Genomic DNA, 12,994 nt, shown 5'->3' with positions numbered 1-12,994 from the left:
CCTCCTCTCGTTTCTGCTCATCTGCACCTCGTTTTTATAGTTTCGGTTTTTCACTTAACCGAAGTGCGCCCTCAAACAAAGCTAACATGGGCTTAATACCACTTGTAAGTGTCCGTGGACTTCGGGCCATCACCCAATCGGTTGTGGCCTCATCTAAAGATCCGAAGATCATTTGACGAGCAATCCGTGTATCAATTTCAGGAACTTCTCCACAATCGATACCTTGCTTGATCACCCCCTCAATAAGGTTGAAATAATCTGAGACTGTACTATTTATGGGTAACCGTACACGCCGATCAGACTGCCTGAGCTCCAATTGAGTCACAATGGCAATCGTCCGGTTTTCCTCCATATAGGAAAAATGGGTTCTGACAATCGTCTCTAGCCGTTCTTCAGTCGTCTTACACCGGGAGAGTTCCCTGCTCATACCAGCAATAAATTTCCCCATCCGATCCTGAAAAACCTTTATGAGAATATCTTCTTTGCTTTTGAAATATAAGTAAATCGTACCATCTGCGACTCCTGCCAAGCGGGCAATCTTATTGACTTGACATTGGTGGAAGCCGGATTCTGCAAAAGCTTCAATGGCAGCATCGAGAATCCGCTGGAATTTAACCTCGCGCTGCACGTCCATGAAATCTGCACCTCACCTCTCATACTAGCAATTATTCCCTATGAATGAATGACCATTCACTTACTTTATCTATAATACCATAGCTTCTCAAAAAAATAAATAGAGTTTTCAGAAATTTTAGCCTGCTTCTCGAAATTTTTTTCAGCCTTGACAAGAAACCTGTCTGCTTTATGATTAAGTCATGACATACTTCAATCAGACCAAACCCTTATCAGTGAACGATAGTTATGGAAAGGACGATCCAGATGAAGGTCAAAATTTTCAGTTCCCCGGATTCCCGCATACTGGAAAAAGAGGTAAACCAATGGTTGGAAGACAACCGTTGGGTTAAGGTGATCAATATTACTCAGAGTACGGGAGCAAGCACTGTCCTCTCTATTTGGTATGAGGAGCCCAATGTACCGATTCTGGGTTAAAGGACTGTATCAGAACTCATACAAAATTAAGCGGAAGCGCCGCCTACTCTAAAGTTAGGCGGCGCTCTTTTTATTATTCTCAACTCGCATCAAAACCTAATTTATTAGGAAATACTAAGATCTAATCCAGAGATTATAGTGATTTACAAAAGGATGGTGTTTATGAAGGTTTCCCTCTTTGCAACCTGCCTTACGAATGCCTTCTATCCAGAAGTGGATCTGACGATGGCCAGAATACTCCAACACTTGGGGCATACCGTCGATGTCCCCGAAGGGCAAGTATGTTGCGGGCAAATAGCTTTCAATTCCGGTTACATAGACGATGCCCGGGAAGTTGCCCGGACACTTATCAATGCTTTTGAACGCAGCGAAGTGGTAGTCGGTCCCAGCGGGTCGTGTATCGCGATGATTCATCACTACTACCCCACCCTCTTTGAGAAGGAACCGGCTTACCTGAAAAAAGCAGAAGACCTTATCCATAAGAGTTATGAATTCACCCAATTTATCGTCGATGTCTTGAAGAAGCCTGACCTGGGAGCACACTACACAGCAAAAGCTACCTATCATCCTTCCTGCCATGCAACCCGGCTTTTAGGCATAGGCGAAGCTCCCCTGAAATTGCTTCAAAACGTGAAGGGACTCGAACTCCTCCCCCTGCCTGAGGCCCAGCTTTGCTGCGGATTCGGCGGAACCTTTTCTGTAAAAATGCCTAAAATCTCGGAGGCAATGGTGGCCGAAAAAGCTCGGCATGTTCTCGAATCCGGCGCAGATATCCTCCTGGGACTTGATATGGGTTGTCTGATGAACATTTCCGGTTATTTAGAAAAAATCAACAAGCCCGTGAAGACTATGCATATCATTCAGTTATTGGGGGAGGGAATGAAATCATGACTATGTATAACCTGACCACTGATCAGCGTGTGGATAAGGCCCTCGCCAATGATTTCTTACGCCAGGCCACGCGCCGGGCTACCGATCGTTTAAGAGCGAAAAAATATCAAGCCGCCGATGAACTGGGCAATTGGGAAGACTGGCGTGCCGCCGGGGAAGCCATCCGCAAACATGTTGTTGCCAACCTGGATTACTATTTAAATCAACTCATCGAACAGATGGAAAAACGCGGCGTCCATGTTCATTTAGCCAAAACCCCTCAGGATGCTGTCGCGGTTGTACGTAAAATCGTGAGCGATCAGGATGCTAAAAATGTACTCAAATCAAAGTCCATGATCTCTGAAGAAATTCATCTCAATCATGCCTTAGAACAGGATGGCGTAGCTGCCATTGAAACCGATTTAGGGGAATATATTATCCAAATTGCCGGTGAGCCTCCCTCTCACATCATTGTACCCGCCATGCACAAAACCCGCCAGCAAGTTGCGGATTTATTCGAGCCCATCGCCGGTCACGCCTTAAGCTCAGACACCCCCACTCTCACCCGCTTCGTCCGCCAGCAAATGCGCGAGAAATTTCTCCGCGGGGATATCGGGATAACCGGCTGCAATTTTGCCGTGGCAAATACGGGAAGCATCGTCATGGTGACCAACGAAGGAAACGGACGAATGGTAAGCACACTTCCCCGGGTTCAAATCACGCTCATGGGCATGGAGCGCATCGTCCCCTCCTTCCGTGAACTTGATATTCTGCTGAATTTGCTCGCCCGCAGTGCCACAGGCCAGCGTCTTTCCAGTTATACAACCATCCTTACTCCCCCCAGGCACACAGCCGATCCGGATGGTCCGGAAGAATACCACCTGGTGATCCTCGATCACAATCGCTCGGAAATTCTTGGCGACAAACTGTTTCGCACAGCCTTAAACTGCATCCGCTGCGGAGCATGCTTTAATGTCTGCCCAGTCTACCGCCAGCTTGGCGGGCATGCTTATGGTTCCGTATACTCCGGCCCCATCGGATCTGTGATCACTCCCTTATTGGAGAAAGACTGGAAAAAGTGGGGTCATCTGCCCTATTTCTCCTCATTATGCGGAGCTTGTTCAGAAGCTTGTCCCGTACGAATCCCTCTCCATGACCTCTTAGTAAGACTTCGGATGCGAAAAACCCAGAGCGGACACACTCCTCAAATCGAGCAGCAGATCTTTAAAGCCTACCGCTACTTCTTTACCCGTGAAAAAACCTTGCGCAGAGTACTTAAGCTAGGTGCCCGGCTGCAATTTCCCTTTGTCCGGAATCACCGGATCTCCGGCGGTCCCCCGCCGCTTTCCAACTGGACCAAAAGCCGCACTCTTCCTATGGTCGCACCTAAACCCTTCATGCAGATGTGGGCTGATCTAAATAAAAAGAGGTGAGAGCAATGAGCAATACCCATGAGTTTATCAAGCAACTTTCGTCTAAATTAGGGCGTCCTACCCCTACGCAAACTCCTCCTCCCGTAGAACTATCCGTCCCTCAGTTTCGATTAGCCAGCGTTGAAGAACGCACCTCTATCTTTCTGCAAAACTGGGAAGCTCTGGGAGGAAAAGGAGCCATTGTCAGATCAGCCGACGAAATTCTTCAGTCTTTAAAAGAATGGTTTGGAGATGAACCAATTTCCTGGTTAAAAAATAATCCCCAAGCCCTAATAGCTTGGGATAAGCTCCCTCCGGCAGCCGAGTCAGCTTTTTCCAGCTTGGATTGGCCCCTCACCCGCTATACTCAATCAGCCGAAGACTCCCGAGGCCGGTACTTTACTGCGGCTAATGCAGAGCTTGGCATTACGAGCTCTGATTGGGGAATAGCCCTGTCAGGTACGGTGGTAATGCCCAGCGGCCCTCAGCGGGGACGGGCGGTAAGTCTTCTTCCTCCCCGCCATCTCGCTGTCATCGAAGCGGCCAGAATTAGAAATAACCTCTTCGAAGTTCTGGAAGAGGTGTCGGCCTTAGGAACTCCTCCCGCAGCCGTTGAAATGATTTCCGGTCCGAGCCGTACATCGGATATCGAGATGGATTTATCCATCGGAGTACACGGCCCCATCGAAGTTTACGTTATAGTGCTTGACTGTTAAACAAAATACTCTACCTGGGCCCAGGGAAAATAAACCTTAACCTGCTCCAGGAAAAACTCCTTCATTTCCTTCATTTCTTCCGGTTGGTAAACATATTTTCCGTAGCCGAATTGCCCGTACTTAAACTTACGCTCAGTCTCTTCCATGGGTAAAGAAGAGTTCGGAAAAACCCCTAATATATTGGTTTTTGCTCTCGAAGTAAAGCGATGGGAGATAAATTCCAAGGTCAACTGCTCGGAAGACCAACCGGACGGAGCCCTTTTCGTTAATTCTTCGGCTGAACGTTCCATGAGCCGCCGATACGCTTCCTGCCATCCGTCAAATCGAAAAATCGGTGCAAAAATAAAACCCAACGGATAACCAGCCTTCAAGACGTTTCCCGCGGCAATAATCCGCTCTTCCGGAGAAGGTGTCCCATGTTCATACCTCTCCACGACTTCGGAACAATTTAAACTAAAGCGAAAACGAGTATGCCCTTCATGTTTGGCATCAAGCAAACTATCCACATCCGTGTACTTTGTGACAAAGCGAAAACGGCCGTTGGACTCCCGGCCAAAAAATTCAATAGCCTGCCTCAACGCCCCGGAATATCTCTCCACAGGAAGTGGATCAGAAGTGGCAGCCCCTTCAAACTGGGTAATCTCAGGAAGCCGTTCCCGGATCAGCTCTGAAGCGATACCTAAGATCTCTTCGAGATTGACATAAATCCGCACATAAGGTTTTTTCCCTAATGTGGTGGCTAAATAGCAATATTCACACATACCCGGGCAGCTCGTTACCAAGGGCAGCTGATAATGGGCAGATGGTTTACAGGTTTGAAATTTTTCACCGCGGCGTACCCCGATCACCAAGGTCCGCTTAGCTTCCCGATACTGAGCCGCCGGGGTATTGCCCGGAATTCCTGTAATCCGGTTATGGGAGGTCGCAGGACTCAGCGGTATCTTCATCTGCCGAAAATCCTCAGCTAAGCTTTTTCCTAAGGGATAATCCAGCGCACCCGGCTCGTAAAATACTCGGGCAGGTATAAATTCTCGGGTCATTTTTGCTCACCTCAGGAATAGGTTGCCCTAAGAGCGGGCAACTAAAACTTCCCTGATTTAAAAATAGAAATAAACAGCCAGAGCAGCATAAGACCTGCCATTCCGGCACCAATCTCGATCACGGATATCTGCCAAAACATAATCGGCTGCTGACCTAAGGCGGAAGCAATAATAATCCCTGCCATAACAATACTAAAGGAAAGCAGCACTATACTGAAAGATATCTGATTTGTAATACGGTCTAATTTCCGCAGGAAACTATCCAGTTCCGGAACACTGACCTCAATGCGGATACGTCCCCGCACCAGATTCCTCATCAAATCTTTCATTTGTTTAGGCAGATCCACTAACAGATCACCATAATCCGAGACATTATGCCAGAGCCTTCCCGCAATCGTTCTTGGTCTGAAACGTTCTTTTAAAAGCTGAATTCCAAAGGGTTCGGCCATATCCATAATGCTCAGATTAGGATCCAGCTTTTCCACGATTCCTTCCATAATCAGCAAGCACTTGGCAACCATGGTGAAATCAGAGGGAATCCGGATCTGATGACGAAAGGCAACCTCAAAAAGATCGCTGATCGCCTCACCCAGGCTCATCCGGCTCAGGGGCACATCCATGTACTTTTCCCGCAGTTCATCAACATCATTGACTAAACTGGGCAGGTTGACATCTTCCGGAACGATCCCTATGCGCAAGACCGCTTTTATCATACGGTCTGTATCCTGACGCATCATAGCAATTATTAAGGAGGCAAAATTATGCTTCATATCTAAGGTGAGTCTTCCCACCATGCCAAAGTCAATAAAGGAAATCACGCCGCCTTGCAAGATGAATAGATTCCCGGGATGCGGGTCAGCATGAAAAAACCCTTCAATTAAAATCTGCTGGAAGAGCGCTTGAACAAGTTGTTCAGCTAATACCTTATGGTCATACCCTTTCTTTTCAAGTGCTTCAAACTGATTGAGCCTTAACCCTTCAACAAACTCCATTGTGAGTACCTTTTTTGTCGAATAGTCCCAATAAATCGAAGGAATGTGAACCGACTTATCATTCTTAAACTGCTTAGCAATTTTCTCCGCATTTCTGCCTTCGATGGTATAATCCAGTTCGCTGCGAAGGGACTTGGCAAACTCCTCTACAACATCCCGTAATTGCAGCCGTTCCATCCGTTTCATACGGTTTTCAGCCAACCCGGCTAAGTCCAGGAGGATCTCTAAATCGGTTTCTATCATACCCTTAATCTGAGGGCGCTGCACCTTAACCGCAACCAGCTCTCCTGTTGACCGTAATGTGGCACGATGAACCTGACCAATCGAGGCTGCAGCCATCACATTTGCATCAAAGGAAGAAAAAATCTCCTCCAGAGGGGAGCCTAATTCCTCTTCAATAATCTCCGAGACCTCCTCAAAAGAGAAGGATGGCACGTTTTCCTGGAGCTTTTCCAGTTCATTAAGAATCCCCGGCGGGATAATGTCCGCCCGGGTACTGGCTATCTGTCCGATTTTAATATATGTAGGACCCAGTTCCTCAATCACCAGGCGTATCCGTTCCCCAACCGACATGGGGTCCAGCTCTTCCGTATGGGTAAAAAGCCGTTTCGGCAAAGAAAGCATATGTAAAAGCCCCACCTCCTCCACGAAAAAACCAAACCCGTGGCGAGCTAAGACTTTAGCGACATCCCGATACCGTTTAATATGGCGTATTCGTTTCCCAATCATAAGAATTTATCCCCTTTATTCAAGGTTCATTGTTTGCAGCTCGATGACAACCCGCTGAAGTCTGCCAATAGAGGGCCCGAATGATTATTCAGGCCCTTGAATTGTTCCAACCATCATTTGCTTAGATCACTGCTTATTCTCCAGCTCTTCAATTCGTTTTTCCAAACGCTCTAAATCCGCTTTGCTTGGCACGTTTAAATCTTTGAGTACTTTTTCCAGCTGCTCATGAATCCGGGCATTCATTTGTTTCTGTTCCGCTTGCCCCTTCTCTACCAGTTCATTGATAAGGTCCTTAGATTCTGAAGCAGAAACCTCCCCTTTTTTCACCAATTCATCCACAAGCTTCTCGATCTGCTCCTTACTTACTGCAGCTAAACCTAAACCCAGGGACAATCCCTTTTTAATAAGATCTTTCATAATCGATCTCCCTCCCTAATCTGATTTGACCTAAATTGATTTATACGTATCATTATAACGTAAATATCTTTAGTTACACTAATGATTGTTTACAAAAACCGTTCAACTTATTTATGCGATGGTTAACGATTACTCTAAAAAAGATCCTCTAAAAATAACCTGAACAATCCGCAGACCTTAAAGCCAGGCAGCTTCGCCTACGAGGAGTGAACCCATTGCAGGTAGGGACGGTAAGGCCTACAAAGCTGGCGTGGGGAAGTCGAGTCAAGCTGGGGAATCCCACCCTCAACTTCTCACGGAACCGGACTTGAAGTAGAGTAGGCACCCAACGAGTTACTATTTTAAAATAGTACTTTTCCAAATGCCCCTCTCAGAACGGAGCATGCAAGTTTCCTGTGCACTCCGCTCGCCAGCGATTAACTATCAGCCGACATGAGCGCTTATAAGTCTTTTGCTGTCATATTACCCAAGTGGATTTTGGCGTGGCAATCAAGACATACGGCGAGTGTTCTTCTTCTCATTGCCATCATTCGTTTCATTCGAGGTCTTTCAATTTCTTGACGGGGTGTATTTCAATATTTACACTTGATCCACATAACTCCGCCTTATGCAAAGAAAAGGATTATGCAAAGCTTAGCATAATCCTCCTTGAGGAGTACCAACTTCGCTCTCCTGTATTCCTTCCGTTTTCCATAACTCCAGCTTTCAGCCATCAGTTTATCATTGAGTAATATGATCCCTTCACCTCCTCTGTTCAAAAACTTCACAAGAAAGGCAAGACCACAAAAAGACGTCAGCGACAAGATTTGGAACGAGTCTACGAAGAAACGATGAATCGAGTACTTTCTGGAGACCTGGATGACCTAATTTATAGCACAGAGATTCCTTAAGATCAAAACCAATAAATGCAGATATGGACTACACCCTAAGTGGTGGCCAAATTCCTCAGTGTTGAAAATAGTCTTTGCGTGTATGTACCAAATAAGGGTTAAGATTACTGGGTGGATATGCTACATTTATCGTCTTGACATAGATAAATCATTTTAATGCAACTCTAGTGGCTTATGGTAAGTAATTACATTAATTAATTATTCTTCATTTAAAGGATTTATTTAATAATTCCTCGAATTATACATTCAAAGGAGGGCTGACAATGTCATTTTCCGGTGCGAATTTAAATATATTCGAGATCCTTGTTAAGCAACATTATAAAAAAGTCTACCAAACAGTTTATACTTATACTAAAGATAAATATATATCCGAGGATGCAGTCCAACAGGCATTTTTGATAGCCTATAAGAAACTTCATCAATTAAATTCTAAGGATAAATTTGCTTCGTGGGTAACTTCAATTGCATTAAATGAAGCAAAACGAATGCTAAATAATAAAAACAATACTACGATTACCTCAATTACGGAATTTCACTTAAACAGGCTACAAGATAGTAAGGAATTTGATATAGAACTAAAAGAGGATGTTGGCAATGTCCTTAAAAAATTAAAGCAAAAAGATATGGAAATCTTAGTATATAAGTATTATGCTTGTTTTTTGCAAGACATTTTTCATGAAAGTTGCAAACTATTTTTCCATAGTATTGCAACTCCATTTTCCACAAAGTTGCAAGTTCCGTTTCATACCCATTAAAGGATAATCTATGAATTGCAGGCATTAATTGGGTACATTGAAGTTTAAAACAGACATATTTGGTCAGGATAGTTATCCACAGTATCCACAATATCCACAGATCAATCTTGAGGTTAAATTTTAATTGGATATTAGTGGACTTCTACCCCAACCAACATCATTGGTTATCTTCTTGGTTTAGAAAGACACATCTCCTTTCTCCAGTCGATGGTTTGCCATTCTGGGCGTTTCCAGGCCATTCTCCGCAAGCACGTGTTCTAGCTCCAGGATATAGTCTTCACGATCGCGTATCTTAGAGGATTGCTCTCTACAGAGAGTTTGCAGATAGTCACGCTCTTCCTGCCAGCGTTCGGATGGACTCTTGACGGCAATGTCCAAGTTCCCCTGGTCATAGTCGCGGATATCACGCCGGATGTGCTCATAAAGGTCCTGCTCGCTGTATTCGTAAGGGAACGGCTCTTCAGCATAGTTTACCAGCACATATTGTTTGAATTCTTGGGGGAACGACTTTCTGTAGTTTTGTTCTATCTCATTTAGCATTTTACGGGTTATGATCATGTCAGTTATCCTCCTTATGAACAGTCGGTGCTATTGAGCCGTAGATTTCATGGATACTGGATTCTCTTAACCGGTTGTTCTCTCCGGGAAACAGAAGAAGATAGCAGTTATGCATCAGCCTGCCGATCAGGGCAGCCGTCATTTGCTCATCATAAAGCACGTTAACCCAGCGTGAAAATTCCAGGTTCGTGTTCAGTATAATCGATTTCTGTTCGTGGATCTCGGAGAGAAAGTCAAAGAGTAACTGGGCACCGATACGGTCATAAGGAACATAACCCCATTCATCAAGAATAATGACAGAGGCTTTTCTCAGCTTTTTCAGCAGCAGTCCCAAGACTTCACCTTTCTTAGCTTCCGAAAGCTGGTTGACCAAAGCCGCAGTTCGGTAGAACTTAACGGGAATTCCTTTCCGGCAGGCCTCAACGCCTAGTGCAGTAGACAGCATGGTTTTTCCTGTTCCTGTTCTGCCGTACATAATGATGTTCTTTTTTTCGCTAATGAAATCAAGGGACTTCAGACTTTCAGGTGTCAATTGGGAGGGGAGATTAATTTCATCAAAGCGGAATCGGTCAAAGGTTTTGATGCTATAAAAACCGGCACTGTTAATCAGCTTTTCGGTCCGCCCTCGTTCGCGGTTTTTCAGCTCTGCAACCAGCAATTGATGCAGATAGTCCTGGTGGGTATTACCCTGCGTTGTCTGGGCCATATCCGCTAGATTGCGGCTCAGCTTCAGATTCTTGCAGCAATCTCTGAGCTCATCATCGAGCATTCATGACACCCCCTTTTCCCAGAAAGACATCATAAGCCATGAGGTTCGCTGACATCTGACCGATGTTGGGCATTTGGGGACCGGTCGGCATGGGGGGCAGCTCTGGAACATCCGCATAAAGGCGGCGGTAAAGATTCTGCAGGCTATCCGCATCGGATGCTCCGTAAGTAAGAGCCTGGTTAATTGTATTCAGAGCACTGTCAAAGCCGGTTCGATCCGTAAGTTCGGCCAGTACTTTAAGCACCTTTCCGGTTTCTGAATGAGAGCATTTTTCCAGAAACTGCTTCAGGGAAGGCGGCATCATGTCGTAGACACCGGAATATTTCAAGGCACGTGGACGGATGGAAAGCTGTTTAAGATAGGGGAGCCACTCCATACTCTGCTGCTTGGTATTACCGTATAGTCGGCGGTGCCTGACGATTTCGCGGTAATTTTCATCCATGACAATGATGTGTGAGGACGTGAGCTTCAAGTTGACCACTTCGTTGGCATGCTTCGGGGAAGCCGAATATTCGTGCATACCTTTATGCCGATAAAATTTCCCCCAATTATTCGTGACGATGCTCTGCTTACCGCTTAAGTCAAAGTCAATGTTAGGGAGGGGATGACAGTGCAACAGATCTTCCTTGAATAGCTCTTCGATGGTTTCATTATGGCGGTAGTGCTCTCTGGCTGCATCGTCATCGCATTGCTTAAGAAGTTGCCGGTTGAAACCAGCCAGCGCAAGGAAACGGGGTATCGGAACCAGGAGATTGCGCCGATGGTAACCTACTTTATTTTCTACATTACCTTTTTCCTGGCCCTCTCCAGGGTTTGTGAACACACTCTGAAAGCCATAGTGCTCCTGGAACCGCTCAAAGCGCTCTGTGAGAGCACGGCCGCCCCGAAGGATCTTGGTCACGATGGTTTTGGTGTTGTCAAACCATACCTCTGCCGGGACCACTCCAATGTGACGAAAGATGGTATCCATTCCTTCCAGAAGGCATTCCATGTTTTCCCCATAAAACAACTGCAGATACCCTTTATTGCTGTGAGGAAACGATACTTCAAGATATTTCCCGGTCCTCCGCGTCCCGTTTTCGTAAAAATCGGCGGTCCCGAAATCAACTTGCGCTTCGCCGGGACGATGATCTAAGGGCAAATACCCCTTTTTAGCCTGGCTGAATAACCCCTGATGTTTAACAGCATAATAGGCGGCGACGGTTCGATAGGAGCAGTTAAAATCAGGAAACTCTTGTTTAAGCCGGTTAAAGACTCTTTTGGCAGTATGCCGCTGTTTGCGTGGTGCTTGCTTGTCTTCCTCAAGCCATCGATTAATGGTAGCTTTGTAAGGATCTAGTTTAGGACAAACCAGCTTTTCAGAAGCGGGTTTAGGGGCTGGCGCGTTGAAGTCGGTCATATCGACATACTTCCGTACGGTCTTCCAGTCTAGGTTCATATCCTGTGCAATTTGGGAAATTTTCTCTCCTTTCACGTGAAATCTAAATCTGATAGTATGTATCTTGTCCATTGTGAGCATTCTCCTTTCCTCCTTGCATTCTTTGGTCAGATACAAGGATAGAGGTTTGGGTTAATGCCTGCAATGGATTTTGCAATACTATGGAATTTCCACTTGCAACTTTCTGGATTTTTCATTTGCAACTTTCGGTATTTTTATCTTACAACAAACATATTATGCTGACTTAACAGTGCAACAAATAGCGGATTTACTAGGCAATAAGCTCTCAAATACGAAAGTACGATTACATAGGGCAAAGGAAGCATTTAGGAAACTTATCAATAAGGATATGAATGAAAATATGGGAGGTTGAAACTTAATGGCATTATCTGAAAAAGAACTTGACCAACTAATAAAAAGTCAGCTGTCAAAAGATTTAGATGCCAATATTGAGGTTCCAGATATTGAGGACCAATGGCAGAAGATTAAAAGTAAACTATTAAAAGAAAATCAAGTAATCGGAAAAACTTCTCCAAATCGAACTAGAATTGTGGTGGCTGCTGTAATTGTCATTTCAATCGGTTCTATGAACTTCTTATATCCTAGCAATGCAAATGCCGTAGGGGGGAAGATCGCTAAATTTTTTAATTATATAGTTGGAAAAACAACACAAAATAAAACTGAAACTTATACGGCTATCGACCCTGGTGTACCAAAAATAGAGGATATAGGGGATATTTTTGAAAAAGAAGTTACTCTATCTGAGGCGCAAGCCTTGATCCCTTTTAAGTTAGCCACCCCAAGCTATCTCCCCCATGGAGCTAATACTAGAAAGGTTGTCATTGCATCTCTAAGTGCAGAAGTATATCAGATTTCTATCGAATATAATCATAATGACGGCGTAATCGTTTTTAGCCAACAAATTAGTTCTAATGGAGCTTCACGTGGAACATTATATGATACAGATGATACTGTTATAAAAGATCTAACAGTTAACGGTAGCCCCGCTATCTTATTCATAAGAAAGAACGGTATAAATACTTTGAATTGGCAATCAAGGGGTTTGATACTACAAATAAAAGGAGAAATAACCGAAGAAGAGATTACAAAGATGGCACAATCTATTAACTAAAGAAGAGGGCTGTCTTCACAGTTTAATTTATATGAAATGGTACTCTTTTTACTATATAAAAAAAATGAGAGAGTAAAATCAGCAGAAGTCCTTGCTAATTTTACTCTCTTGACATGTTTTAGATCATTATGAGACAGACAATCATGATGAAACATCAGCCACATCGTATGAAAACGGTTTGTCATCAAAAGTTTTGACAGTACTACAATAAAGGAGCCGGTATAAG

14 protein-coding genes are annotated in these 12,994 nt (G+C 44.6%); 6 read left to right on the top strand and 8 right to left on the bottom strand.

The features are described 5' to 3' along the window. Positions 1 to 34: 34 nt before the first annotated feature. Complete coding sequence (gene fadR / locus DESYODRAFT_RS07050; protein ID WP_007781218.1) at positions 35 to 634, bottom strand: fatty acid metabolism transcriptional regulator FadR; 600 nt, start codon at positions 632 to 634, stop codon at positions 35 to 37. Positions 635 to 879: 245 nt separating this feature from the next. Between fadR and DESYODRAFT_RS28620 the strand changes: the two genes are divergently transcribed. The 4 genes from DESYODRAFT_RS28620 to DESYODRAFT_RS07035 all read left to right on the top strand — a co-directional run bounded on the left by DESYODRAFT_RS28620 (position 880) and on the right by DESYODRAFT_RS07035 (position 4,048). Then, positions 880 to 1,050: a hypothetical protein gene (locus tag DESYODRAFT_RS28620; RefSeq protein WP_007781217.1), complete on the top strand. Its 171-nt coding sequence runs from the start codon at positions 880 to 882 to the stop codon at positions 1,048 to 1,050. Between the two features lie 162 nt (positions 1,051 to 1,212). After that, positions 1,213 to 1,941, top strand: a complete 729-nt coding sequence (locus tag DESYODRAFT_RS07045) for a (Fe-S)-binding protein (RefSeq protein WP_007781215.1) — start codon at positions 1,213 to 1,215, stop codon at positions 1,939 to 1,941. Further along, entirely contained in the window at positions 1,938 to 3,353 is a 1,416-nt protein-coding gene (locus DESYODRAFT_RS07040) for a LutB/LldF family L-lactate oxidation iron-sulfur protein (protein WP_007781212.1), read from the top strand. Before DESYODRAFT_RS07045 ends, DESYODRAFT_RS07040 begins: the two co-directional genes overlap by 4 nt. A 5-nt stretch (positions 3,354 to 3,358) precedes the next feature. Next, entirely contained in the window at positions 3,359 to 4,048 is a 690-nt protein-coding gene (locus tag DESYODRAFT_RS07035) for a LutC/YkgG family protein (RefSeq protein ID WP_007781209.1), read from the top strand. Here the strand turns inward: DESYODRAFT_RS07035 and splB are convergent. The 4 genes from splB to DESYODRAFT_RS29850 all read right to left on the bottom strand — a co-directional run bounded on the left by splB (position 4,045) and on the right by DESYODRAFT_RS29850 (position 7,839). After that, on the bottom strand, positions 4,045 to 5,088 hold the full coding sequence (gene splB, locus DESYODRAFT_RS07030) for a spore photoproduct lyase (protein WP_007781206.1): 1,044 nt from the start codon (positions 5,086 to 5,088) through the stop codon (positions 4,045 to 4,047). The genes DESYODRAFT_RS07035 and splB overlap by 4 nt on opposite strands. Positions 5,089 to 5,129: 41 nt before the next feature. Further along, positions 5,130 to 6,809 carry an ABC1 kinase family protein gene (locus DESYODRAFT_RS07025; protein ID WP_007781205.1) on the bottom strand — a complete coding sequence of 560 codons (1,680 nt, stop codon included), beginning with the start codon at positions 6,807 to 6,809 and terminating at the stop codon, positions 5,130 to 5,132. Between the two features lie 126 nt (positions 6,810 to 6,935). Beyond that, complete coding sequence (locus tag DESYODRAFT_RS07020) at positions 6,936 to 7,226, bottom strand: phasin family protein (RefSeq protein WP_007781203.1); 291 nt, start codon at positions 7,224 to 7,226, stop codon at positions 6,936 to 6,938. Positions 7,227 to 7,761: 535 nt separating this feature from the next. Continuing rightward, positions 7,762 to 7,839: an HNH endonuclease gene (locus DESYODRAFT_RS29850; RefSeq protein WP_427854320.1), complete on the bottom strand. Its 78-nt coding sequence runs from the start codon at positions 7,837 to 7,839 to the stop codon at positions 7,762 to 7,764. 540 nt (positions 7,840 to 8,379) lie between these two features. On the opposite strand from DESYODRAFT_RS29850, the gene DESYODRAFT_RS07015 reads away from it, so the two are divergent. Beyond that, entirely contained in the window at positions 8,380 to 8,871 is a 492-nt protein-coding gene (locus DESYODRAFT_RS07015) for an RNA polymerase sigma factor (protein ID WP_007781201.1), read from the top strand. 177 nt (positions 8,872 to 9,048) lie between these two features. On the opposite strand, the gene DESYODRAFT_RS07010 is transcribed toward DESYODRAFT_RS07015, so the two are convergent. Genes DESYODRAFT_RS07010 through istA form a run of 3 tightly spaced genes read right to left on the bottom strand, consistent with a single transcriptional unit; the run spans position 9,049 to position 11,708 of the window. Further along, positions 9,049 to 9,429, bottom strand: a complete 381-nt coding sequence (locus tag DESYODRAFT_RS07010; protein ID WP_007781200.1) for a hypothetical protein — start codon at positions 9,427 to 9,429, stop codon at positions 9,049 to 9,051. A gap of 1 nt (position 9,430) precedes the next feature. Then, positions 9,431 to 10,198, bottom strand: coding sequence for an IS21-like element helper ATPase IstB (gene istB / locus DESYODRAFT_RS07005; RefSeq protein ID WP_007781198.1), 768 nt, complete (start codon positions 10,196 to 10,198; stop codon positions 9,431 to 9,433). Continuing rightward, entirely contained in the window at positions 10,188 to 11,708 is a 1,521-nt protein-coding gene (gene istA / locus DESYODRAFT_RS07000; RefSeq protein ID WP_083842239.1) for an IS21 family transposase, read from the bottom strand. Before istA ends, istB begins: the two co-directional genes overlap by 11 nt. Before the next feature lie 307 nt (positions 11,709 to 12,015). Between istA and DESYODRAFT_RS06990 the strand changes: the two genes are divergently transcribed. Next, positions 12,016 to 12,768, top strand: coding sequence for a DUF4367 domain-containing protein (locus tag DESYODRAFT_RS06990; protein WP_007781193.1), 753 nt, complete (start codon positions 12,016 to 12,018; stop codon positions 12,766 to 12,768). The last annotated feature ends 226 nt before the right edge of the window (positions 12,769 to 12,994 follow it).

This window comes from Desulfosporosinus youngiae DSM 17734 (assembly GCF_000244895.1).
GTDB classification, from domain to species: domain Bacteria; phylum Bacillota; class Desulfitobacteriia; order Desulfitobacteriales; family Desulfitobacteriaceae; genus Desulfosporosinus; species Desulfosporosinus youngiae.
Note: the sequence above shows the minus strand (reverse complement) of the source record. Positions and strands in the feature narration are given on the sequence as shown.

Bases quoted from the DNA above. Each gene is read 5' to 3' on its own strand.
- fadR (WP_007781218.1), bottom strand. From the start codon at position 634: ATGGACGTGCAGCGCGAGGTTAAATTCCAGCGGATTCTCGATGCTGCC.
- DESYODRAFT_RS28620 (WP_007781217.1), top strand. From the start codon at position 880: ATGAAGGTCAAAATTTTCAGTTCCCCGGATTCCCGCATACTGGAAAAA.
- DESYODRAFT_RS07045 (WP_007781215.1), top strand. From the start codon at position 1,213: ATGAAGGTTTCCCTCTTTGCAACCTGCCTTACGAATGCCTTCTATCCA.
- DESYODRAFT_RS07040 (WP_007781212.1), top strand. From the start codon at position 1,938: ATGACTATGTATAACCTGACCACTGATCAGCGTGTGGATAAGGCCCTC.
- DESYODRAFT_RS07035 (WP_007781209.1), top strand. From the start codon at position 3,359: ATGAGCAATACCCATGAGTTTATCAAGCAACTTTCGTCTAAATTAGGG.
- splB (WP_007781206.1), bottom strand. From the start codon at position 5,088: ATGACCCGAGAATTTATACCTGCCCGAGTATTTTACGAGCCGGGTGCG.
- DESYODRAFT_RS07025 (WP_007781205.1), bottom strand. From the start codon at position 6,809: ATGATTGGGAAACGAATACGCCATATTAAACGGTATCGGGATGTCGCT.
- DESYODRAFT_RS07020 (WP_007781203.1), bottom strand. From the start codon at position 7,226: ATGAAAGATCTTATTAAAAAGGGATTGTCCCTGGGTTTAGGTTTAGCT.
- DESYODRAFT_RS07015 (WP_007781201.1), top strand. From the start codon at position 8,380: ATGTCATTTTCCGGTGCGAATTTAAATATATTCGAGATCCTTGTTAAG.
- DESYODRAFT_RS07010 (WP_007781200.1), bottom strand. From the start codon at position 9,429: ATGATCATAACCCGTAAAATGCTAAATGAGATAGAACAAAACTACAGA.
- istB (WP_007781198.1), bottom strand. From the start codon at position 10,198: ATGCTCGATGATGAGCTCAGAGATTGCTGCAAGAATCTGAAGCTGAGC.
- istA (WP_083842239.1), bottom strand. From the start codon at position 11,708: ATGGACAAGATACATACTATCAGATTTAGATTTCACGTGAAAGGAGAG.
- DESYODRAFT_RS06990 (WP_007781193.1), top strand. From the start codon at position 12,016: ATGGCATTATCTGAAAAAGAACTTGACCAACTAATAAAAAGTCAGCTG.